The organism is Bacillus sp. SH7-1 (assembly GCF_008042405.1).
Lineage (GTDB): Bacteria > Bacillota > Bacilli > Bacillales > Bacillaceae_G > Bacillus_A > Bacillus_A thuringiensis_N.
This window is the reverse complement of the sequence record NZ_QNUD01000005.1, coordinates 20,507-44,213: the sequence shown is the minus strand read 5'-3', so window position 1 is coordinate 44,213 and position 23,707 is coordinate 20,507. Positions and strand designations below refer to the sequence as shown.

Below are 23,707 nucleotides of genomic sequence, written 5' to 3'. Positions count from 1 at the left end.
TATATCACCTCCTTGTGAGTATAGAGTGTGATAAATAACATGACTTCATACATGGTTTAGATATGGTAATTTATGGTTTTAGAAAAGTTCTTCGAATTTTTCTTCTTCCGCCACTACTTCTACCGTTTGCAATACCATTGTTTCTTTGTTCGCTACAGCTTCATCGATTAATGGTGTGAAATCATATTTCGCTTCAAAACGATTCGCTTTTTCACGCTTCGGCTTCGTCGCTGGGCTTGCTGGTGTGAATACTGTACAGCAATCTTCGTACGGACGAATTGAAATTTCATATGTGCCGATTTCTTCAGCAATTTTAATAATTTCTAATTTATCCATCGTAATAAGCGGACGAATAACTGGATAGTTTGTTACTTCGTTAATCGTATGCATACTATCTAATGTTTGGCTTGCTACTTGTCCAAGACTTTCACCAGTCGTGATTGCAAGTGCATTACGCTCCTCAGCGATACGCTCTGTAATACGCATCATCATACGGCGCATAACTGTCATTGAATAGCTAGATGGAATTTCTTTATTAATCGTTTTTTGCACTTCCGTAAATGGAACAAGGTGAAGCGTTACACGTTTACAGTACTTCGTTAGCTCTTGTGCTAAATCGATTACTTTTTGTTTCGCGCGCTCACTTGTGAAAGGTGGGCTATGGAAGTGAACTGCTTCCACAGATACGCCGCGTTTCATCGTTAAGTAAGCTGCTACTGGGCTATCAATACCACCAGAAAGAAGTACCATTACTTTTCCGCCAACACCAACTGGTAGACCACCAGCTCCCATACGCTCATCGCACATGATGTAGCTATAACCACTGCGAATTTCTACACGTACATTTACATCTGGATTATGAACATCTACTGTAATATCTTCTGTATTCTCTAGAATGTGTCCACCAATCTCAGGTAATAATTCCATCGTTCTCATTGGGAAATGCTTATAAGAACGGTGTACAGTAATTTTAAATGTTTTCACATCGCCTTTTACTTGTAAGAAAGCTGCTAATGCACCTTTTTTAATATCTTCTAATTCTGATGGTACTTTCATCGCTAAGTTAAACTTATGAATACCGAATACATCCTTCAATCTTTCAGAGATCGCTTCATGATCTTCACCATTTAATTGGATGTACATACGGTCATGTGTTGCATCGATTTTAATATTTGGGAACTTTTTTAATTTGAACTTCACGTTATCTTTTAATGTGCTTACAAATTTAGAACGGTTCTTACCTTTAGTCGTCATTTCTCCGTAACGCACTAAAATATATTCATATGTCATCATATTTCTTTACCTCATCACTTCATATAATTTTGGCATCGTCTCTTTCACAATACCTTCAAATTGTTTTACTTCTTCCATCGTGTTTTCTGGTGCCAAACTAATGCGAATCGCACTTGCAGCAACGGCATGCGGTACTCCCATTGACACTAACACTCTGCTCACTTCATTTGCTTTTGAAGAACAAGCAGACTTCGTCGATACATATACACCGTGTTCTTCTAAAGCATGAACGACCACTTCTGGTTTTAAACCAACAAATGATACATTTAAAATGTGCGGTGCTGCATATGCAAGCGACGTATTGATCGTTACATCTTCCATCTCTTTAAAGAAACAGACAAGCTCTGCTTGTAAATTTTGTAAATGATCTATCTTTTCTTTCACTTGTTCCATTGTCATGCGAAGTGCTTTCACCATCGCTACAATGCCAGGTAAGTTCTCTGTACCAGAGCGATACTTAAGCTCTTGTTGACCACCTGATAAAATTGGATCTAACCTTACGCCATCACGTACATAAAGAAGACCCGTTCCTTTTACACTGTGGAATTTATGTCCAGATATTGAGCAAAGATCAATATGAGAAGCGTATAAATCGAGCGGTACTTTTCCTATCCCTTGTACATGGTCCACATGGAATCTTATTTTCGGATAATTCGATAATAACGTTCCAATTTCAGCAACAGGCTGAATTGCTCCAGTCTCGTTGTTCACGTGAATAATTGACACAAGAATTGTATCCTCACGAAGTGCTCGTTTTACATCTTCTACCGATACAACACCATGCTCATTAACCGGTAAATATGTTACATCAAAACCGAGATCTTCCAATTGTTTATATGCTTCAAACACAGACGCGTGTTCAATATTCGTTGTAATGATATGTTTACCGCGCGAACGATTCCTCATCGCTATCCCTTTAATCGCTAGGTTATTCCCTTCCGTTCCACCTGATGTGAAAATAATTTCAGAAGGTTTAACGTGAAGAAGCTGCGCTGCAATCGTTCTTGATTGTGTTAATAGACGCTCTGCCTCTCCTCCAAGCGAATGAATAGAAGAAGGGTTTCCAAAATATTTTCCAGCAACCGTTACGTACGATTGAAGGGCTTCTGGATATGGCTTCGTCGTCGCACTATTATCAAAATAGATCATCGTTCTTCCCCTTTCAGCGCTATCACATCATATAATCATATCACAAATACGTGTAATTACGCTAAGACTACTCAAAGGTTCCATTTTATCCCGATTGTGACAGACAATAATTAGCGAGGATGCCCACACTGATTACAGTTTCACTTTATCTTAAAACGAATAACCTTACTGTATTCCGCTATTCATTATAGCAACATCGCCCTCAAAATTACACAAAAAAACAAACCCTTTATGAAAGGGTTTGTTCATTGTCTACATATTCAGCTATTTTTTGAACAACGCCAGGTTCAAGCTGCTCTAGTATAGAAGCCGCTTGTTCTAAAGCTGCATCGTATTGATATTCACGGAATAATTTCTCCGCATAATTTAAGCTCTCTGCAAGACTCTCATCATGACTACGGTAACGATTACCGTATTGAATTAATTTTTCAACTAAATACGCTTGTCCAATTAACTCTTCTGTCATTTCAGCTACACCATTAACAGTTGTATACGCTTCTTCTAAACTGCTATTTACAGCGTTCATATTTAATGGCTTCACTTCTAATTGATCATATACAGCTTGCATTGCCATTTGTCCTCTTTTTAAATCTTCCATAATACTCTCTGGAAGACCTGGCAAATTCGACTTTTGCATAAAGCGTTTCGTTTCGAAAATGGTATTTCGCATTTCTTGTAATTTCTCACGCGCTTCAAATTCTTCTTTACGCATCGTTTGCAGCATTTCTTTATATTCTGCATGAAGTACTTTCAATGTTTCACATTGCTCATAAACCTCTTCTAGTTCCTCACGAATAATAGAGAAGGCAATATCTTGTTCAGCAACGCGTAATTGTAGCATTTCAAAACGTTTCGTTAAAATGTGCATTTGCTTTTCAATTACTTTTTGAGACTCAATGTCCTTATCTTGTAACTGATAACTTTGTTTCACAAGTTGTGTTTCTGCTTTTGTTTCAATCGTTTCAGTGCGAATTTCTTCTAAATCTTCATAAACAGAAAGTGTTTTTTGCTCCACATAATGTCTCGCATGTACTTCTTGTTCCAGTTGATCATAGAAGCCATCTAAACGAGTTTTTAAGTTTTCTACTTTTTCAGACGCTTCCGTTATATGAAGCTCCTGTATATCCATTAAACATGTGTGTAGTTGTGTCGTCATATCGCGAACTTCTTTAGGGATTTCCAAATACTCTAATACATAACCTTGTCTTACCATATCATTATGTCCGTGTAATAAGTCTTCCAGCTGAACTGGTAACGTCGCTTGACACTCTACCAATAAATCTGGAATTTGGTGAATAATGATTTCTAAATCTGCTAAACCTTCTTCCAAACTAATAACAATTTCTCTCGCTTTTAAATAGTCACCATTATCTGTTGCCTCTTCAAAGCTTTTAAATTTATTAGATTCAGCGTCTAGCATCTCTTCAATTTTCTGCTCTGCTGCTCCATACATATGTCTATGAGCAAGAACACTCTTTTTCATACTACGATATGTATCACGTAACTCTTCAATTTCCGAGCTATTTTTTTCATGGCTTTCTAACAATTGCTGTAATTCATTTAAAATGTCTGTAATACGATTATCAGCGTCATCTAAACCACTTATGGATTCATTCATCGCATGCTTTGCTTTTCGGAAGGAGAATTGCGAGGCGAATTTTCGCGCTTGCGCTAAATCTTTGTCAGCTTTCGGAAGGGTTGTTGATACAATTTCATCCCATTCTTCACGCCATTTACCAAACAGCTCTTCTGTTTGACCCGTCATATTTAAATCTTTTACCCGCTTTAGTTCATCTGCCACAGGTTTATCTTTTATTTCTTGCTTCCACTGCTCCAGTGCCTCAATATCTTTATATGAACGATTTCTTATCACAAGCTCTATCATGAGCAGCACTAGAATAGAGCTTACTACAATGATAACGATCGTCAGGATAGAATCCATGCAAAAAAGCCTCCTAGTTATATCTCTTTTTTTGTCCGTTCCGTTTATGAAATGGAAGGCATTATGTATAAAAAGGGAATTCCCCTATATTTAACAACTAACAATGTACTAATCATACCATGTAATGGCTTGTTTTTGACCTAGTTTTTTTTAAAATTTCATGTTTCTTTCAATGCGATTGTAATCTTTCTCAATATTCCGTTTGGATTATCTCTCATCATGAAATGAATGCAATAAAAGGCCTTCTTCCATATGAGATGCGAAATAAATTTTGCGCACAAGTGGTGGTTCAATAGAAATTGCATGCACATTTCCTTGCTTTACCGCTTGCTCTACTGCCATTTCTGGAAGTAACGTGATACCAAGTCCAGCTCCGACCATCGCAAGCATCGGTTCTGCATAAGAAGTTTCAAATGCAATGATTGGTTTCGCACCTATCCCTTGAAACATATTCGTTATCATTTTCCTTACATCACAGATTTCTGGATATACAATTAACTTTTCATTTTGCAAATCTTCCATTTGGATTACCGTTTTTTCTTTATAAAGATGATCATTTGAAACGACACAAACAATTTTTTCTTCTCGTATTTCTTTTATACACGTAGCGCCTTCTACTACTGAATCAATGAACATCGCTTCAATCTTCCGTTCTTTAAAGAGTCCCATTAGTACTTTCGTATGCTCAATTTTCCATTCTACTTCGAACCCGTCACCAAATATATCTTTACATTTTGATATGTAATGTGCTGCTAAACTTGGCAATATGCCTATAGAAATGTTCCGCTTTTCTTGAAATTTCTTCATCTCAGCTTTCACTTCATGTATGTGTTCCAAAACCGGTAACATTCTTGTTATAAATAACTCTCCAGCACTTGTTAATTCGACTCCTTGCGCGGAACGCTTTAATAAAATAACCTCTAAATCCGCTTCTAACCTTTGAATTTGTTTACTAAGCGCTGGTTGGGAAATATGTAAAAGCTTACTCGCCTTTGATAAACTTCGCGTATTCTTTACTTCAATAAACGATCGTACTGCCTCTAAATCCATCATACACACCTCTAACAAAAAGTTATAACTGTCATAAAAAATCGGTATTTCCTTCTATAAACAATTACCCTTTATACTTATTTCATCAACTTACTATAACGAAATGTAGAGGGGAAAGATACTCTTGAACAAAAAACAAATGCTACTTGGATCCCTCCTATGCTTACTTGCTGTAACAGCTTGGGGATTTATGTTTCCTGTAATGGCAAACGCCTTACAGTTTATCGATCCGTTCTTCTTCACAACTATCCGATACGGATCAGCAGCTATTATTTTTCTTATTTTGCTATTCATTACTGAAGGAAAAACTTCACTACATTTAGAAAAGAGAACTCTTTCGTTATTCTTTTATGGAACAGTCGGTTTTGCTGGATATGGTTTTCTCATTTTTTATGGCCAACAACTTGCCGGACCTGCTGGAGCCATCCATGCGGCTATGATTCAGTCTCTTATGCCACTCATCGCTTTATTATTGCAGTGGATAACAAAAAACAAGCGCCCACAAAACTACACATTCCTTTGTATGTTCGTTGCACTTATCGGTGTTATGCTTGTCATTTCAAAAGGAAATATTCACTTATTATTCGGAGCTGCCAGTCATCTCTCAACAAATATACTTATGTTATGCGGCGTTACTTGCTGGGTCATTTACACGAATGGTGGTGCTCGCTTTCAATCTTGGTCACCACTTCGATATACGACTTTAACTTGTTTATTCGGTTCAATTTCACTCATCGTTATTGTCACTTTTTTCACTTACACAAACGTCGTTACTGTACCGTCACTATCTACAATTATGAGCGTTCGTTTTGAACTCTTGTATATGTCGATTATTGCAGGGGTTATCGCTGTATTTTGCTGGAACACAGGAAATCGCTATATTTCATCTATTAACGGCATATTATTTATGAATTTAGTTCCTGTACTTGCACTTATCGGTTCCATCTTTCGAGGTTATACAGTCGACAAAATTGAAGTTGCCGGAGCCTCATTAACAATTATCGCGCTATTATGCAACAATTTATGGCAAAGAAAAGAAAACACAAAAATCCCCACCTCAGTTCGTTAGGTGGGGATTTTTCACATATGAACAGCTCTTGGCCATTCATAGTACATATTCGTTATACACAATGTTTGTTCCATCCATTGTTCAATTTCTTTCGTGTACATTTCTAAGAAAAATGTTTCAGACGGAAAAGAATGCAACACTTCTGATATATATTGCGGATATAAAAACGGCATATTCATCATGCCTTTTAATTGAGTCATAAACATTGTAAAAGATAACTTTCTAAACTCTTGCTTCATTTGTCCCTGTCTAATTATTTGCTCTATATAATATCTTTCTTTAGAAAAATAAACGGTCATCACTTCACGAATTAATGTCGTATCAAGCGAAAGCTCTCGGTAGAAAAAACGTGTCAGTTCCCTATTTTCAAATTGATATCGTAAAATTCCGCGCACCATTTGCACCATCACATCTTTAGCCGACAAATACTCTCTCTGTTCAAACGACATTTCAATCACATGAATATATCCTTCTAAAAAATCAGTAATAAGCTGTTCTAATAAACCTTGCTTTCCAGCAAAATAATATGAAATATTCGCTACATTCACATCCGCTCGCTTTGCAATGTCTCGCACCGAGGTTCCATCATAACCTTTCGTATTAAACAACGATATTGCCGCATCAATTACTTTTTGTTTCGTCTGTTTCATGCGCTCACTTCCTCTCACTGAACAGCTATAGTTTAAATTTCTTGACTTTTAAGACAAATTCCTTTAATTTTCTATCGACAAAGTCATGTGAAATACATCGTATTTTGCTAATATTTTACACATCTCGATAAAAAAGGAGCTGTTTCCATGTTTACTAAAGAAAGTTATGCAGGATCTCGCGTGCAGCAATATGAGACAGTAATTAAACAACTGGATGCATTATTAACTGGCGAATCAAACGTAGTCGCAAACTTATCAAATGCGTCCGCATTATTAAACCAATTTTTAGATCGTGTGAATTGGGTTGGCTTTTATGTAACAGAAGGAAATCAGCTTGTTCTTGGACCATTCCAAGGAATGCCTGCTTGCGTGCGCATTCCATTTGGACGAGGCGTTTGCGGCGTTGCAGCTGAAACGAAAACAACACAGCTTGTAGCAGACGTTCACCAATTCCCAGGACATATCGCTTGCGACAGTGCTTCGAATTCAGAAATCGTCGTACCGATTGTGAAAGAAGGAACTGTCATCGGTGTACTTGATATCGATAGTCCTGAAAAAAATCGTTTTGACGAAGTAGATCAGCGCTATTTAGAAAAGTTTGTGGAAACACTCCTAAAACATATGTAACGAAAAAGAGCTAGTTATCGATTGAGTACATTATGTACAAAACCGATAGCTAGCTCTTTTTTTATTGATTACTAACAGTAGATATTTTCTTTAATGCCTGCTCTAAATCAGAAACGATATCCTCCCACGATTCTAAACCGACGGATAAACGTATTAAATTATCATAAATGCCCATTTCTTGTCTTAACTCAGCTGGAATCGCAGCGTGCGTCATCGTCGCTGGATGCTGAATTAACGTTTCTGTATCTCCTAAACTTACCGCAATTGTAATAAAGTGAAGGTCATTGATAAACGCTTGCGTCTCTTCTTTCCCGCCTTTTACCGAAAAAGAAATCACACCGCCGCCCCGTTTCATTTGGCGAGATGCTAGTTCCCCTTCTGGATACCAAACACCTTCTACCGCATCATGATTTTTTAGGAACGATACAATTTTTTCTGCATTATCACAATGGCGGTCCATTCTTACCGCTAACGTCTTTAATCCGCGTAACAATAACCACGCATCAAATGGCGCCATAATACCGCCGATATCTTTTCGCATCGGGCGAATTTTTTCAGCTAACGCTTTCGTTTTACAAATTGTTACACCCGCTACAACATCACCGTGACCACCAATATATTTTGTCGCACTATGCACAACCACGTCACAGCCGAGTTCAAGCGGTCTTTGTAAATAAGGTGAACAAAACGTATTATCAACAATGACAAGTAAGCCATTTCGCTTCGCAACCCGGATCACTTGTTTTAAATCAATTAATTTCATTGTCGGGTTAATCGGTGTTTCAACGAAAATAAGCTTTGTATTTGGGCGAATCTTATTTTCAATATCAGCCTCTGCCTCCATATCACAAAAAGAATGCGTAATCATAAATTTTTCCTCTAACACTTCTAAAAAACCGTACGTGCACCCATATAATCCATTTGAACAAATAATATGATCTCCAGCTTTTAGAAAACCAATTAAAGTTGCTGAGATAGCTGCCATACCGGATCCGAAAGCAAGTGCTTCCTCTCCCCCTTCTAACACCGCCATACGTTCTTCAAATAATTTTACAGTTGGATTTCCAAGTCTTGAGTAAATATAAGATGGATCTTCTCCCGCAAAACTCGCCTCACCTTGCTGCGCAGTCTCAAATGTAAATGTAGACGTTTGAAATAAAGGTGGTGTTAAACTTCCTTTATGTTCCTCAGATGTATAACCGTGATGAATTAACGCTGTCTCCATATGCTTCTTTTTCATAAAAACATCCCCTTTTATGTTTTTACTGCCGCATATTCATCAACAAAGCTTTGATGAACGTTTTTACCATATTTTATGTAAGCGTTTTATTTGTGTTTCTATCTCTTCTTTTATATCGTTTTAAATTCCTTCTTGTTCATTTCCAAAATTTATATGCATAAAACAAAAATGGAGTCGCTTGACGAAACTCTGGGTAAAAGATATAATAGCGTTTGTGTAAAATAAAAAGGCAGCCTTGTAATGTGAGTTTATCGTTTGTATTTTGTTCCTCTACGGAGGTGTATCTCGTAACTCCCTGCTGCTGGAGCGAAGGTACATGAAAACAAAATGCCCGTAAATATCGATTACGTCTGTTTTTATTTTACGTAAATAAAAACATTTTTAAAGGAGGAGTCAACTATGGCTCGTTATACAGGTCCAGCTTGGAAACTGTCTCGTCGTCTTGGAATCTCTCTAAGCGGCACAGGAAAAGAATTAGAAAAACGCCCTTACGCACCAGGTCCTCACGGTCCTAACCAACGTAAGAAACTTTCAGAATACGGTTTACAATTACAAGAGAAACAAAAACTTCGTCACATGTACGGCATGACTGAGCGTCAATTCCGTCGCACATTTGACCAAGCAGGTAAAATGCCTGGTAAGCACGGCGAAAACTTCATGATCCTTCTTGAAGCTCGTCTTGACAACTTAGTTTACCGTATGGGCTTAGCTCGCACTCGTCGTGCAGCTCGCCAATTAGTAAACCACGGTCACATCACAGTTGATGGATCTCGCGTAGATATCCCATCTTACCGCGTAAAACCTGGTCAAACTATCAGCGTTCGCGAAAAATCTAACAGCCTTGTTGTTGTTAAAGAAGCGATCGAAGTTAACAACTTCGTACCAGAATACTTAACTTTCGATGCTGATAAATTAGAAGCTACTTACACTCGTCACGCTGAGCGTTCTGAGTTAGCAGCTGAAATCAACGAAGCATTAATCGTAGAGTTCTACTCTCGTTAATCTCGGTACTCTGCAAAGAGTATTATTAAAAGCCTTAGGAACCTTGTTTATCAAGGGGCCTGGGCTTTTTTTATTTTATAAAACACATATAATTAGGCCAAAAATAAAAAAAGCTGGTGTGTGTATAGAAATGGGTAAGTACAAAAGAGCAGATGCTAAAAGGAGCTACTTATTTTGAAAGAAAACTTCATCAAAATTCCTCTTCATATACATGACTTTCAAACATTAAAATTGTTATTAGAAGAAATAGTACAAGATGAAATAGAATTCATTGAAAATTCTTCTAAATATGCTTTAATTATTTCTTCTAAGGAATCTATGGTTACCATTAATCTTAGAAGTGAATTTTATCCTGATCCACACTTAGCAATTACTACTATAAGTATTAGCCCAAGTAATCAAGGTAAAGGCAGTATTGTTATTGAATGGTTTAAAACATTTGCTAAAGAAAAAGGATTCGAACGATTAGTATTACAAGAAGTTATAACTGAAGAAGGTTGCCACTTTGCATTAAAAAATGGTTTCTCAAAAAAAGTTGGTCCATTCGAGGAAATGTTTAGAAAGCCTGATAGTACTGACGGAAATTATGAATTACATTTATACAGGTTAAAATAAAAGTGAACGAATATTTTTCATACTCGTTCACTTTTTTTATTTAGTGAATTATCTAATATCGTCGGCTCCTTCTACATCCAATACATAATAAAGAGCCATACTAGATTTTCCCCAAAATCTTTGTAACAGCAAAATGCCTATATGGTATAATTATATTGGTAAATATTAGGGGAATGAGGGGCTATATGGTTCAAATCAAAGTAACACCCGAAATGCTAGAAGAAGTTGCAAACCGTGCAAATAACACTAGAAACGCGTTAGAATCCATACATAACGACTTATGTAATCAAATTGATTATTTATGTTATCAATGGATAGGTGCTTCTAATCAAAATTTCGTCCAAATGTTCAATGATGCAAGGCCAAAAGCATTTACCTCTATCAATGCAATCACAAATGTGGAAGAAGAATTGAAAAGGATTGCTGAAAAATTCCGCAATGCGGATAATCAAGATGTTACACTAGAAGAAGGTGCAATGTGTGGCAAAATTCCGTCAAAATCAGAAGAGACCTTTTGGGATAGAAATAAAAAGGACTTGAATGATGCGTGGACTGGGATTTCTACTGGGTTTGTAGATGGGGTTGTAGACGCATGGGACGGATTTGTCGCTTTAGGAGATAAAGAGACCTGGTTAAACATGAAAGATGCAATCGTAAATTATAAAGAAACCCTACCTGTGGCATGGAATGCCCTATCCGATTCATTCATGAATGAATTATGGAATGGGGATATGAAAAGTAGAGAACATTATGCAGCTTATGCGGTCACCTCGCTACTCACAGGTTTTATTGGTAGCAAAGGTATGGATAAAGTTGGACAAGCAGGAAAAGTATCAGCTGTTACAAGTCTTACAAAAGGAAAATCGCTTCTAACTACTGCCCCTGCATACAGAGATGCATTGTATACATTAAATAATTTTAAGTTGAACACCGGAAACCGTTTTGCTTATGCTGGTGTTAGGGGGAATTCTTTAAAAACTAGCCTTGTTGATACTTATCAAACAGCTAAGGATAAACTATCGCCTTATCAATATACTAAAAGCAACACAGATGGAGACACTTTTGTTGGTAAATTATATGGAAAAGATGTACATCTCGATGATGTCAAAGTTGCAGATATTACTTATTCTAAGAGAACTAGAGAAGAAGCTGAACAACTTCGGAAGGAATTTGATAGAAGTGTGAGAAAAGATTTTCTTAATGCATTGGTAAATGACCCTGTTAAATTGGAAGAACTCAAAAAAGCGGGGATAACAGATGCTGATATAGAAAGGATGAAAAGAGGAAACAACCCAAAAGGGTGGCAGGTACATCATAACCTCCCCTTAGACGATGGAGGAACAAATACATTTGAAAATTTAACTTTAATACAAAATCATCCATATCATAAAGTTATAACTAATACACAACGTACATTAACTAAAGGCTTGCAACCAGGAGATAGTGTAGACATAAGCTGGCCTATCCCAAAATACAACATCTATCCTAAAGGGGAATAAATAAATTTAGAAAGAGGTTTTTATATGTGGAAAAATCTAGTTTTAGAAATTGAAAAAATAGAGAAAAGTTTTAATGATAAATTGAATACACCCGCAACGGATACTGAAATTCAGAGATTAAGAGAACATGCAAAAGAGAAAATTAATATTGATTTACCGCGTGAATACGTAGAGTTTCTTAAAACTGTAAATGGTTTAGATTTTAATGGGCTGGTACTTTATGGAGTCGATTCTTCTTTACTAGAAACAGAAAAAGATGAACAAATTTGCGGCTTTATAGAAACGAATGAGATTTGGTATGAAAATGAATTTCAAAAAAAGTATCTTTTCTTTGGAGATTCAAATATTGCGTGGTTTTGTAAAAACTTATCTGACAGGACTTATTTAGAACTTGATAAACCATCTGGAACAGTGATGAACACATATAATGATTTCAATACAATGCTTGAAGAAGCATTGAAAACAGCCCTCCTTTAATATAGAGTATTAAAATGAAGAATATTACATGGTCCTTTATGAGTAAAACACCAATTACAGATGAAGAAATCTAAAAAGCAGAAAAATATTTTGGTATTAAATTTCCATCGTATTTCATTGCATGTGTAAAGAAATACGATGGAGGTTATCCGAGACCTAAAATATTTGATGTGCCTGGACAGGATGAAAATGTATTTAGTAAGCTTTTAACTTTTGATTTAGAAAGTAGAAATTCATTTATTCAAGTTTATGAAGATATAAAAGATCGATTAGCAAATAAAACATATTCTTTTGGTAAAAACTCATTTGGAAATCATTTATGTTTTGATTATCGAAACAATCCTGAATCACCAACTGTTGTATTTTGGGAACACGAAGAAGAAGATATCGAAAAAGCAATTTATCTTGTTCGTCTTTTACCGAATTACTTATTAGCTTACGCGATTTAGAAGACGAGGAATAAAAATAAAAGAAGAACGCTTTATTATAAAGATTGAAGTGACCTTTTATTTTAAATATGGATAAGTTCTCTTTTGAGGTATGTTATTACCTTTACAAAATAATAAGTTACTTAAACAATTTAATAAAAAAGAATTGGAAACGGCAAAGACGTTAGCGAAAAGTAATACGACACAATATGTTATGGCTTCAGAAGACGGTAGTTTTTCTATCACTAGTTGGCATGGTTATCCTGAAAATGGTCCGAAACCTGATGGTCCATTTAGATATATAACCAAGCAAGAAAAGCCGCAAATAGTGCTAATAGGAAGGTTCATAGAGAAAATCATGGATAATATATTTCATAAATACATTGAAGATATGGATTTGGAACAACCCACATCATTAGAAAATATCACTGTAATTGAATCTCAATTGAATATAAGTTTTCCAACCGACTATATTTCTTTTATGTTAGAATCGAACGGAGCAGAAGGTGCAATTGGTGAAAATGGATATCTACAATTGTGGTCCATCGATATTTTAATACAGCATAACGAGGGCTACGAAGTAAAAGAATTTGCACCAGGGGTCACTTTGTTTGGTTCTGACGGTGGGAATGTAGCTTACGGTTTTTTTTTTAAAGGCGAGGAAACTCAAATAATTGAAATACCTTTAATGGGAATGGATTTAGATGAAATGGCAGTAATCAGTAACACTTTTGTTAATTTCTTAGACTACTTATATAATGAATAATGTAAAGACATTATACCTTTACATATATTGGAACAAATAAACCCTTTCCTTTTCCCTAACAATGGTTAAGGGTCATTAAAAAAATTTGGAAACAAAATATTGAATCACAAAGATAGAAATTACCACTCTAAAAAGCCAATCCTCTAGATTGGCTTTTTTCGTTTATATATAAAATAATATTATTTATTTTCCTCTTTCTGAACATATACATAAGCATCTTTCTGCTCTTTATGTACATCCACCTTCGAATTCTCTGCAAGCTGACCCGCATTTAGCAAAGAAAAAATAATGAGCGCTTCTAGTGACATTTTGTTTTACCACTCCTTTCTATTTGTTATACATTTATCATACCGCTTACATGTGATTTCCGTATGAACTCGAAAAGGAGATTACAACAAAAAGGTTACAGGAATATGAATGCACGCTATAATAACCATAAAATAGGAGGTTGATTCGTTTTGACAATAAACCAAATGGTTCAACTCGGAAGTTCATTTATGTTATTTATTACTTCAGCACTGATGAGTTGGTATCAGGGGAGTAATTTAATAGATAATCCTGATGAATGGAAATATAGCGCTAAATTTACGAATTACTTTAAAGGCACCGTTTCAAATTACCAAGATATTTATCAAATCGATTTCTTTATATATGCAGCAAAATTTTATCCAACAGCATTTATCGTTATGCTAATTAGCTTACTTTATATGCTCGTATTAATTCTTCATATTCTATTTACAAGAACTCGTAAGGTAATCTAAATTCATACATAAAAACCCCGAATCATAAACTTTTCAGCCTACAATTCGGGGTACTATTTGTTTATATTCGTTTCTAATTAGTAACGAATTAAGAAATATTTCTTTTTACCGCGACGAATGATTGTGAATTTACCTTCGATGCGGTCGTTTTCTGTTACAACGTAGTCTAATGCTTGTGTACGCTCACCGTTTACGTAGATTGCACCATTCGTTACATCTTCACGTGCTTGACGTTTTGATGGAGAGATTTTGCTTTCTACAAGTAAGTCGATTAATACTGTATCTTCTGCAGTACGTTCTACAGATGGTACGTCTTTGAATCCTTGCTCGATTTCGCTTGCAGTCAGTTCTGCTACAGAACCGCTGAATAATGCAGCTGAAATTTTAATCGCTTGCTCTAATGCTTCTTCGCCGTGAACAAGTTTTGTCATTTCAGAACCTAATGCTTTTTGTGCTGCACGTTTTTCTGGTGCTTCCGCTACTTGTTTCTCAAGCTCAAGAATTTCTTCATGAGATAAGAATGTGAAGTATTTTAAGTATTTAACAACGTCGCGGTCATCTGTGTTAATCCAGAATTGGTAGAACTCGTAAGGAGTTGTTTTCTCTGGGTCTAACCAAATTGCGCCGCCTTCTGTTTTACCAAACTTCGTACCGTCAGATTTAGTAACAAGTGGAATTGTTAAACCGAATGCTTTTGCATCTTCTTCTGATTTACGGATTAATTCAAGACCAGCTGTAATGTTACCCCATTGATCACTACCACCGATTTGCAAGCGGCAATTATGGTGTTGGTATAAGTTTAAGAAGTCGTATGATTGTAAAATCATATAACTAAACTCAGTAAATGAAATACCAGTCTCTAAACGAGATGCTACTGTATCTTTTGCTAACATATAGTTTAAACCGAAGTTTTTACCGATATCGCGTAAGAATGAAATGACATCTAAGTTACCAAGCCAGTCATAGTTGTTAGCCATTGTCGCTGGGTTGTCCACGTTTTCGAACTCTAAGAAGTTTGAAAGTTGGTTTTTAATACTTTCAGTGTAGTAAGCAACTGTATCTTTCGTATTTAATGTACGCTCTGCTTTTTTACCACTTGGGTCACCGATCATACCAGTACCACCGCCAACAAGTGCGATTGGTTGGTGACCAGCTAATTGGAAACGACGTAACATTAATACTGGTAACATATGACCGATGTGTAAGCTATCCGCTGTCGGGTCGAAACCACAGTATAATTTAACGCTTTCTTTTTCTAGTAATTGCTCAAGGCCCTCAGCGTCTGTTTGCTGATTAATTAGACCGCGAAATTCAAGATCTTGTAAAATACCCATATCCTACATACTCTCCTTTAAGTTCATTACTGGCGTGAAGGTTGAAAACATAAAAAAATCGCCCCTTCAAATAAGGGACGATTTTGATTATCGCGTTACCACCCTAGTTGCAGACCAAAAAAGCCTACCACCTTATTTACATAACGGCTTAGCACCGTCTTTTCCCTTTTGAATACAATTCAATCGAAAAAAGATGCTCTAGGGGCGTAATTCGCGATCATCTATGTGCTGATTTTCACCGGCCATCAGCTCTCTAAAACAGGGAAATGATCACTACTTCTCCCTTTCCACGCTCAATTATTCATATACTTTTCTTTATACCATCATTTATATAGGCGTGTCAAATAAGGGCCGGATTTCTCTTCTTGCCAATCCTTTACAACGTCGCAAAGAGTATCGTAACAAGAGAAAGAATTGGAACACCAACTAATAACGATACGTGAAACACAACTGATAAATCATTCCCAATCGTCGCCTCTACAGGATCTTTCGCTGGAGAACCAAGAAATCCGATTAATTGATCGAAGCGACTTACCGTTTTTGGAAAGTCTGGTATTTCTACATGGTCACTATCTAAATGCTGCTTTAATTTATATTCACTCTTAAAGGGATTTTCGCTCAATTTCATCCACCTCCAGCAATTGTTTTAATTTCTTTATTCCGTTATGAAGTCTCAATTTCACTGTTCCAATCGGAATGTTTAATATCTTTGCAATCTCTTTTTGCTGCATATCGTGATAATAAGTAAGAATGAGGACAGCTCTCTGTTCTTCCGGAACTTTCAAAATCGCTTCTCTTACGGTGAGCCGATCTTCGTGAGAGAATTCTTTTTCCGGAATCGGCACTAAAAACGGCAAAAGCGTACGCCACTTTTTTCTCCTATTTAATTTATTAATCATAAGACGATAACCAATTTGAAATAAATACGTTTTTATTTTGCCTTTTTCAGGTTCATACATATGTTTCTTACGCTCTAGCGTCAAAAACGTATCTTGCACGAGATCGATACTTAATTGTTCATCCCGATTAAATCGATATAAAAATGTATATAGCGCTGGTTTGATCAAAACATATAGTTTTTCTCCCGCCTGTTTATCTCCATTTTGATACGCAAGCATGAGTTCCTCCTCAATCCCAATCTGCGCCATGATTTTTGATCTCCTTTATTCCTTTTAACGTTAACGAAATGCGGGAAATTAAATAGCAACTTGCGACAATAATCCATACTTGCGATTGATTCGTAAAAAATTGAACATACGGGTTTTGAATTGTTTGTCCCGTTGAAACTAAAATATTTAATACTTGCACGCATATACATGCATACACTGCCAGACAAGCCGAAATTGTATCAAATACATTCCAGCGAAAATACACTTTTGTTTTTGTAAAATCAATTTTATATCCATTTTTCCGTACTATATGTCTTCTATCAAACGGAATAATGATTGAAAACATAACAATCATCATAACCCCAGCTGTAATCATTGATACTTTAAATCCGATTGGCATCGGTAATAGCAAACCACAAGAAAATACGACTATAATTCCAAGTAAAGCAAAAGCAAGAAGTAATTTATTAGACATAAAAAAGCCTCCCTCATCTATTCTTTCATAAATGTATACAGACGAGGAAGGCACTTCGTTCAAATATTATTTTATTTTTTTAATAATCTTCGCAGGATTTCCGCCAACTACTACATTGTCCGGCACATCTTTCGTTACGACTGCACCAGATGCGATCACCGTGTTGTCTCCAATTGTGACACCAGGATTAATAATCGCTCTTCCGCCAATCCATACGTTATCACCAATCGTAACTGGTTTTCCGTATTCTGATCCGCTTATGCGCTCTACTGGGTCAAGCGGGTGTGTTGCTGTATAAATGTGAACACCTGGAGCTAACATACAGTTCACTCCAATTGTTACTGGGCATACGTCTAAAATTGTACAATCAAAGTTCGCGTAAAAATTTTCGCCAACATGAATGTTATAGCCGTAATCACATCTAAAAGAAGATTCAAGATGAATGTTATCCCCAGTCGTTCCAAATAGTTCTTTTACGATTTCGCTACGCTCTTTTAATTGTACTTCTGATGTTTCATTTAATTTTCTCGTTAATATACGTGCTTGCTCCCTCTCTTGTACTAAAACTGGATCAGCCGGTATGTACATCTTCCCTAGTATCATCTTTTCTTTTTCTGTTTTCATTTCCTTCTCCCCTTTAACTCATATGTATAAGTTCATGATATCATAAAAAAGAAAGGCCTGAACGTTGTTTCGTTCAGACCTTTCTCTCTTAATCTTCCATCGTTGATAAGTCACCTGTTGGTAAGTTTAACTCCCACGCTTTTAATACGCGGCGCATAATTTTACCACTTCTCGTTTTCGGTAATTTATCTCTAAATTCAATTTGTCTTGGCGCTGCATGAGCTGCTAGGCCTTTCTTTACAAATTGACGAATTTCTTCTTTTAATTCTTCTGATGCTTCATACCCCGCACGAAGCGCGATAAATGCTTTAATAATTTCGCCGCGAACTGGATCAGGAATACCAATTACCCCAGCTTCTGCAACAGCGGCATGCTCAATTAATTTACTTTCTACTTCAAATGGTCCAACGCGCTCACCTGACGTCATAATTACATCATCAATACGCCCTTGGAACCAGAAGTATCCATCTTCATCCATGTAGGCAGAGTCACCTGATACGTACCAATCGCCCGGCATAAAGTAAGATTCATACTTTTGCTTGTTATTCCAGATTCCACGCATCATCGCTGGCCAACCTTTACCAATTGCTAAGTTACCCATTGTGTATGGAGGCACTTCATTTCCTTCATTATCAACAATCGCTGCTTTCACACCTGGAATTGGTTTCCCCATTGAACCTGGACGGATTTCCATACAAGGGTAGTTACAAATAACTTGTCCACCTGTTTCTGTCATCCACCACGTATCATGAATACGAAGTCCAAATGCGTTCATACCCCAGCGAATTACTTCTGGATTTAACGGTTCACCAACGCTTAACACGTGGCGCACTTGTGATAAATCATATTTTTTAATTGCGTCTTGTCCAGCTCCCATTAACATACGGAAAGCTGTTGGTGCGCTATACCAAACTGTTACACCGTAATCTTGCAGCGCTTCATACCACGCTTCTGGACTAAAGCGTCCGCCTAAAATAACATTTGATGCCCCAACTAACCACGGCGCGAAAATACCGTAAGCTGTTCCAGTTACCCAGCCTGGGTCAGCTGTACACCAATATACATCATCTTCTTTTAAATCTAATACCCATTTCGCCGTTTGGTAGTGCTGTACCATTGCGTTTTGCGCATGTAGTACACCTTTTGGTTTACCAGTAGAACCAGACGTGTAATGAAGGATTAAACCGTCTTCACGACCTAACCATTCAATATGTAATTCTTTTGAAGCTTGTTCAAATAAAGGATTAAACGCTACCGTTTTACCGCCTTCTTCTACATTATCTCCAACAAGGAAGACTGTTTTTAAAGCTGGTAAATCATTTAATGGTACGCGCTCTAACAATTCAGGCGTTGTAATTAACACCTTTGCTTCGCTATCTTCTAAACGATCGCGAACTGCTCCTTCCATAAACGCTTCAAATAGCGGTCCAACGATTGCCCCTAATTTCACAGCACCAAGAAGTGCGAAATATAACTCTGGGGAACGCGGCATAAAAATAAAAACGCGATCGCCTTTTTCTACATCGCCATAATTTTTCAGGACGTTTCCTGCTTTATTAGAAAAATCCTTCATTTCCTTAAATGTATATTTCTCTTTTCGCGATCCATCTTGATAATAAAGGGCTACTTTATTCTTTCGATCGGATTTCGCATGCTTATCAATTGCCTCATACGCCATATTTACTCGGCCTGTCTCATTCCAAGTAAAGTTTTTATTAACCTCTTCCCAGTTAAAATTCGCGTATGCCTCATCATAATTCGGCAAATTATTTTCTCCTTTAATGACAGGAAGCGTTTCTACTTTCATACTTTACATCCCCCTCCTATGTATTCTATTATCTATTATAAAGACATTATTTAAAATTTTCAGTATATTTGTTGATTTTTAGACAAATTTTTAATGACAAAATTCGATTCACATCGCATATATTATAAAGTACGATATTAATAGATTCACAAACCCTCAAGGTGGTGAGCAATACATTGATTCATAAAAAAATATACAATGCTAGAAACTTAAAAACAGCGAAAGGTACTTTAATTATTGAAGGTCCTGTCTCTACACATAACTTAGAAATGTATGAATTTCATCCAGATTTAGTTGCGTTTCGTCCTGCCGAGCAGCAGTATAAAGCAATTGTCGAAATTTCTAAATTACCTGAAGCCCGTCTCATTATTGCTAGACATGACCAAACGATTGTTGGATATGTTACATACTTGTATCCTGATCCACTCGAACGATGGTCAGAAGGAAAAATTGAAAACTTAATTGAGCTCGGGGCGATTGAAGTAGTCCCAGCCTTCCGCGGTTGTTCTGTCGGAAAGAACTTATTAGAGGTTTCAATGATGGACGATTATATGGAAGATTACATTATATTGACGACTGAATATTATTGGCACTGGGATTTAAAACAAACAGGCTTAAATGTTTGGGAATATCGAAAAGTAATGGAAAAGATGATGAATGCTGGTGGCTTACAATGGATGGCTACAGATGATCCTGAAATTTGCTCGCATCCCGCTAACTGTTTAATGGTCCGCATCGGTAAACGCGTTGATACGGATTCTATTCAAGCATTTGATCGTCTACGTTTTCACAATCGTTTTATGTACTAAATAAAGGGGGCAACTGGAATGATTGTAGAAGAAATTATGAATCAAGATGTGGTGACACTACACCCAAACGATACAATCGAAACAGCAATCCGAACGATACGCACGAAAGGCATTCGGCACATTCCAATTGTCGATCAAAATAATCATGTCGTAGGCATTATTTCTGATCGGGATGTAAGAGATGCAAGTCCATCAATTCTTGATGAACAAGTTCCACTCGCTATGCTGAAACAACCGCTCGACCTTATTATGAAACAGCCTGTTATGACTTGCCATCCTCTCGATTTCGTTGAGGAAATCGCTACCTTATTTTTTGAAAATAAAATAGGGTGCCTTCCTGTAACAAAGGCTGGAAAGTTAGTTGGAATCATTTCTGAATCCACTGTACTGCACACGCTAGTGAAATTAACTGGAGCACATCAACCAAGTTCACAAATTGAAATTCAAGTAAAAAATGAACCTGGTATTCTCGGTAAAGTCGTTGCTATTTTTAGTGATTTACAAATAAATATCGTGAGCGTTCTCGTCTACCCAGCAAAAGATGAGAATGATAAAGTACTCGTTTTCCGCATTCAAACGATGAATCCTCTAAAGGTGATTGATGCACTTGAAGCGGAAGGCTACCGCGTATTATGGCCAAACATCATGGGGATGCAAGCATGAGTAGCGCGTTTATTTATTCGGATGACTTTCGGGGCTATTCGTTTAGCCCTGATCATCCTTTTAACCAACTGCGCGTCACACTTACGTATGATTTATTACAAAAGGGTGGCTTCATCTCCCCTTCCCAAGTCATCCCGCCACGGATGGCTACAGATGAAGAGATTGCCTACGTTCATACAGAGGAGTACATAAATGCGGTTAAACGTGCTGGAGAAGGTAAGTTAGAAAAATCAATTGCGATGACATATGGACTCGGAACAGAAGATACACCGATGTTTCCAAATATGCACGAAGCAAGTGCATTACTCGTTGGCGGTACGTTAACTGCTGTCGATGCTGTTCTTTCTGGAAAAGTAAAACACGCACTTAATTTAGGCGGCGGCTTACATCATGGTTTCCGCGGCAAGGCATCTGGATTTTGCATTTATAACGATAGTTCCATCGCAATGAAATATATTCAGAAGAAATATGGTTTACGTGTTTTATATATTGATACAGATGCTCATCACGGTGATGGGGTACAATGGTCTTTTTACGACGATCCTAACGTATGCACCATTTCATTACATGAAACTGGGCGCTATTTATTCCCTGGAACTGGCGCTGTAAATGAACGCGGACAAGGTAATGGCTATAGTTATTCTTTTAACGTTCCACTCGATGCCTTTACAGAAGACGAATCGTTTTTAGATTCCTATCGAACTGTCGTAAAAGAAGTTGCCGCATACTTTAAACCGGATATTATTTTAACGCAAAACGGCGCTGACGCACATTATTACGACCCACTTACACACCTTTGCGCAACGATGAATATTTACCGTGAAATACCGAAGCTCGCTCGCGAAATCGCTAATGAATATTGCGACGGTCGCTGGATCGCTGTTGGCGGTGGTGGCTATGACCACTGGCGCGTCGTTCCAAGAGCTTGGGCACTCATTTGGCTCGAAATGAACAATATCCAAAACATCTCAGGTTATCTCCCTCCAGAATGGATTGACGCTTGGAAAGGACAAGCAGAAACAGAACTTCCCCTCACATGGGAAGACCCAGACAACATGTATAAACCTATCCCCCGTAAACCAGAAATTGAAGAAAAGAATGCATTAACTGTAGCGAAATCCCTTGAAATTATTCGGAATAATATGACAAAATCTTTGTATTAAATGAAAAGGAGGCTCGTTTTTAAATGGCCTCCTTTTATTTATTGTCTGTTTCTGTCGGTGAATCGATATATTTTGATAATCGCTGATATATTTCAGGTTGCGCCGATATATTCCAATAATCGCTGATATATTTCAGATTGCGCCGATATATTCTGATAATCGCTGATATATTTTGAGTTGCGCCGATATATTCCAATAATCGCTGATATATTTTTATTTAGTAACAGTTTGACCCAATTTTTATGTGGAAAGGTCGTGAAATTATGTGGACACAACAAATAATCAACACGAAACGTGGCACATTTGAACTTTTTACAAAGGGAAATGGCGAACCGCTTTGTATTACACATCACTATTCACAATTTAATGAAACTGGTGATTACTTTGCGGATGTTTTCACTTCTACGCATCGTGTATTCCTCATTAATTTACGAGACGCTGGTAACTCGGTAAAAGCCAATTCAGAAAAAGAATTAAGTATGATTGAAACCATTCACGACTTAGAAGCGATACGAGAATCTTTACAACTTCCAATATGGCATTTCGCCGGTCATTCAACTGGCGGTATGCTTGAACTTTTATATGCAATTACATATCCAAATTCCTTACAATCATTAGTCGTGGTCGGAGCCGCAGCAAGTAATTATACCGAAACACCATTTTGCATTTATCACCCAGCACACCCAAAGTTTCATTATATGCAACAACTCATCGAAAACTTAAAAAACCCTCTCCTTACAAGTGAAGAATGGAAAGAACTATCTACTAAGAGAACAAAATTATCATTGTATAAACCAGAAAACTATAACTCTTATTTTGGTAAACCGATCCAAAAAACAATGTCAGCTAGCCGGATGAACGCTTTCGCCAATGAATATCCGTCATTTGATTTAAGAGAGTATTTACCTTCCATTCAAACAAAGACACTTATTATGTGCGGAAGACATGATGTGCAATGCCCGATTCAGTATTCTATCGAGATGCATGAGGGCATACGTAATTCTATTTTTGTAACATTTGAAGAGAGTAATCATTATCCTTTTTTAGAAGAGGCTACTCAATTTACTTCTACTGCTCAAACATTTTATAAATCATTACGCCAGTACCGTTATTATTAAGGAAAGCTCACAGCCTCTATGAGACTATGAGCTTTTT

At 37.0% G+C, this 23,707-nt stretch carries 25 protein-coding genes, 1 pseudogene and 1 other annotated feature; of the genes and pseudogenes, 13 read left to right on the top strand and 13 right to left on the bottom strand.

The features are described 5' to 3' along the window. Positions 1–78 precede the first annotated feature (78 nt). The 4 genes from thiI to DN390_RS03495 form a co-directional block, all read right to left on the bottom strand. Positions 79–1,293 carry a tRNA uracil 4-sulfurtransferase ThiI gene (gene thiI, locus DN390_RS03510; protein ID WP_060632540.1) on the bottom strand — a complete coding sequence of 405 codons (1,215 nt, stop codon included), beginning with the start codon at positions 1,291–1,293 and terminating at the stop codon, positions 79–81. A 6-nt stretch (positions 1,294–1,299) separates the two neighbouring features. Next, complete coding sequence (locus tag DN390_RS03505; protein WP_147806617.1) at positions 1,300–2,442, bottom strand: cysteine desulfurase family protein; 1,143 nt, start codon at positions 2,440–2,442, stop codon at positions 1,300–1,302. A gap of 229 nt (positions 2,443–2,671) precedes the next feature. Further along, positions 2,672–4,384 (bottom strand): septation ring formation regulator EzrA, encoded by a 1,713-nt coding sequence (gene ezrA, locus DN390_RS03500; RefSeq protein WP_060632542.1) that lies wholly within the window; start codon positions 4,382–4,384, stop codon positions 2,672–2,674. Positions 4,385–4,591: 207 nt separating this feature from the next. Continuing rightward, entirely contained in the window at positions 4,592–5,434 is an 843-nt protein-coding gene (locus DN390_RS03495; protein WP_147806767.1) for a LysR family transcriptional regulator, read from the bottom strand. A 124-nt stretch (positions 5,435–5,558) separates the two neighbouring features. Here DN390_RS03495 and DN390_RS03490 point away from each other — a divergent pair, with 124 nt between their 5' ends. Next, positions 5,559–6,503 (top strand): DMT family transporter, encoded by a 945-nt coding sequence (locus DN390_RS03490; protein ID WP_147806616.1) that lies wholly within the window; start codon positions 5,559–5,561, stop codon positions 6,501–6,503. 11 nt (positions 6,504–6,514) lie between these two features. On the opposite strand, the gene refZ is transcribed toward DN390_RS03490, so the two are convergent. Further along, positions 6,515–7,153 carry a forespore capture DNA-binding protein RefZ gene (gene refZ, locus DN390_RS03485; RefSeq protein ID WP_147806615.1) on the bottom strand — a complete coding sequence of 213 codons (639 nt, stop codon included), beginning with the start codon at positions 7,151–7,153 and terminating at the stop codon, positions 6,515–6,517. Positions 7,154–7,300: 147 nt separating this feature from the next. Between refZ and DN390_RS03480 the strand changes: the two genes are divergently transcribed. Continuing rightward, on the top strand, positions 7,301–7,780 hold the full coding sequence (locus tag DN390_RS03480) for a GAF domain-containing protein (RefSeq protein ID WP_060632545.1): 480 nt from the start codon (positions 7,301–7,303) through the stop codon (positions 7,778–7,780). Positions 7,781–7,841: 61 nt separating this feature from the next. On the opposite strand, the gene megL is transcribed toward DN390_RS03480, so the two are convergent. Continuing rightward, positions 7,842–9,020: a methionine gamma-lyase gene (gene megL, locus DN390_RS03475; protein ID WP_147806614.1), complete on the bottom strand. Its 1,179-nt coding sequence runs from the start codon at positions 9,018–9,020 to the stop codon at positions 7,842–7,844. A gap of 399 nt (positions 9,021–9,419) precedes the next feature. Between megL and rpsD the strand changes: the two genes are divergently transcribed. The 6 genes and pseudogenes from rpsD to DN390_RS31035 all read left to right on the top strand — a co-directional run bounded on the left by rpsD (position 9,420) and on the right by DN390_RS31035 (position 13,807). Continuing rightward, complete coding sequence (gene rpsD / locus DN390_RS03470) at positions 9,420–10,022, top strand: 30S ribosomal protein S4 (RefSeq protein WP_000135322.1); 603 nt, start codon at positions 9,420–9,422, stop codon at positions 10,020–10,022. A 174-nt stretch (positions 10,023–10,196) separates the two neighbouring features. Then, positions 10,197–10,637, top strand: coding sequence for a GNAT family N-acetyltransferase (locus DN390_RS03465; RefSeq protein ID WP_147806613.1), 441 nt, complete (start codon positions 10,197–10,199; stop codon positions 10,635–10,637). Between the two features lie 185 nt (positions 10,638–10,822). Beyond that, positions 10,823–12,136: a WXG100 family type VII secretion target gene (locus DN390_RS03460; RefSeq protein WP_179955734.1), complete on the top strand. Its 1,314-nt coding sequence runs from the start codon at positions 10,823–10,825 to the stop codon at positions 12,134–12,136. Positions 12,137–12,160: 24 nt separating this feature from the next. Then, positions 12,161–12,613 (top strand): YrhA family protein, encoded by a 453-nt coding sequence (locus DN390_RS03455; protein ID WP_147806611.1) that lies wholly within the window; start codon positions 12,161–12,163, stop codon positions 12,611–12,613. 14 nt (positions 12,614–12,627) lie between these two features. Continuing rightward, positions 12,628–13,076, top strand: a pseudogene (locus tag DN390_RS03450) (SMI1/KNR4 family protein). Positions 13,077–13,153: 77 nt separating this feature from the next. Further along, positions 13,154–13,807 carry an SMI1/KNR4 family protein gene (locus tag DN390_RS31035; RefSeq protein WP_255443893.1) on the top strand — a complete coding sequence of 218 codons (654 nt, stop codon included), beginning with the start codon at positions 13,154–13,156 and terminating at the stop codon, positions 13,805–13,807. A 179-nt stretch (positions 13,808–13,986) separates the two neighbouring features. Here DN390_RS31035 and DN390_RS03435 read toward each other — a convergent pair whose 3' ends face one another. Continuing rightward, the gene (locus tag DN390_RS03435; protein WP_000050944.1) at positions 13,987–14,115 is read right to left on the bottom strand and encodes a hypothetical protein; all 129 of its coding nucleotides are present in this window, start codon (positions 14,113–14,115) and stop codon (positions 13,987–13,989) included. A 165-nt stretch (positions 14,116–14,280) separates the two neighbouring features. On the opposite strand from DN390_RS03435, the gene DN390_RS03430 reads away from it, so the two are divergent. Then, positions 14,281–14,568 carry a YjdJ family protein gene (locus DN390_RS03430; RefSeq protein WP_255443908.1) on the top strand — a complete coding sequence of 96 codons (288 nt, stop codon included), beginning with the start codon at positions 14,281–14,283 and terminating at the stop codon, positions 14,566–14,568. Positions 14,569–14,645: 77 nt separating this feature from the next. Here DN390_RS03430 and tyrS read toward each other — a convergent pair whose 3' ends face one another. From tyrS to acsA, 6 genes are all read right to left on the bottom strand, one after another. Beyond that, entirely contained in the window at positions 14,646–15,902 is a 1,257-nt protein-coding gene (gene tyrS, locus DN390_RS03425) for a tyrosine--tRNA ligase (protein ID WP_000512081.1), read from the bottom strand. A 70-nt stretch (positions 15,903–15,972) separates the two neighbouring features. After that, positions 15,973–16,201 (bottom strand) — a binding site (T-box leader). Between the two features lie 77 nt (positions 16,202–16,278). After that, positions 16,279–16,524: a hypothetical protein gene (locus DN390_RS03420; RefSeq protein WP_147806608.1), complete on the bottom strand. Its 246-nt coding sequence runs from the start codon at positions 16,522–16,524 to the stop codon at positions 16,279–16,281. After that, the gene (locus DN390_RS03415; RefSeq protein ID WP_147806607.1) at positions 16,505–17,050 is read right to left on the bottom strand and encodes an RNA polymerase sigma factor; all 546 of its coding nucleotides are present in this window, start codon (positions 17,048–17,050) and stop codon (positions 16,505–16,507) included. The genes DN390_RS03420 and DN390_RS03415 overlap by 20 nt, the downstream gene beginning before the upstream one ends. Then, positions 17,031–17,486 (bottom strand): hypothetical protein, encoded by a 456-nt coding sequence (locus DN390_RS03410; RefSeq protein WP_147806606.1) that lies wholly within the window; start codon positions 17,484–17,486, stop codon positions 17,031–17,033. Before DN390_RS03410 ends, DN390_RS03415 begins: the two co-directional genes overlap by 20 nt. 66 nt (positions 17,487–17,552) lie before the next feature. Next, on the bottom strand, positions 17,553–18,110 hold the full coding sequence (locus tag DN390_RS03405; RefSeq protein WP_147806605.1) for a maltose acetyltransferase domain-containing protein: 558 nt from the start codon (positions 18,108–18,110) through the stop codon (positions 17,553–17,555). Positions 18,111–18,198: 88 nt separating this feature from the next. Beyond that, positions 18,199–19,917, bottom strand: coding sequence for an acetate--CoA ligase (gene acsA, locus DN390_RS03400; protein ID WP_147806604.1), 1,719 nt, complete (start codon positions 19,915–19,917; stop codon positions 18,199–18,201). Positions 19,918–20,093: 176 nt separating this feature from the next. Here acsA and acuA point away from each other — a divergent pair, with 176 nt between their 5' ends. The 4 genes from acuA (at position 20,094) to DN390_RS03380 (ending at position 23,670) form a co-directional block, all read left to right on the top strand. After that, positions 20,094–20,726 (top strand): acetoin utilization protein acetyltransferase AcuA, encoded by a 633-nt coding sequence (gene acuA / locus DN390_RS03395; protein ID WP_060632556.1) that lies wholly within the window; start codon positions 20,094–20,096, stop codon positions 20,724–20,726. A gap of 18 nt (positions 20,727–20,744) precedes the next feature. Beyond that, entirely contained in the window at positions 20,745–21,389 is a 645-nt protein-coding gene (locus tag DN390_RS03390; protein WP_000634565.1) for an acetoin utilization AcuB family protein, read from the top strand. After that, on the top strand, positions 21,386–22,552 hold the full coding sequence (gene acuC / locus DN390_RS03385) for an acetoin utilization protein AcuC (RefSeq protein ID WP_147806603.1): 1,167 nt from the start codon (positions 21,386–21,388) through the stop codon (positions 22,550–22,552). Before DN390_RS03390 ends, acuC begins: the two co-directional genes overlap by 4 nt. A 242-nt stretch (positions 22,553–22,794) precedes the next feature. Then, a complete protein-coding gene (locus DN390_RS03380) occupies positions 22,795–23,670 on the top strand; it encodes an alpha/beta fold hydrolase (protein WP_147806602.1) in 876 nt (291 codons plus the stop codon). The last annotated feature ends 37 nt before the right edge of the window (positions 23,671–23,707 follow it).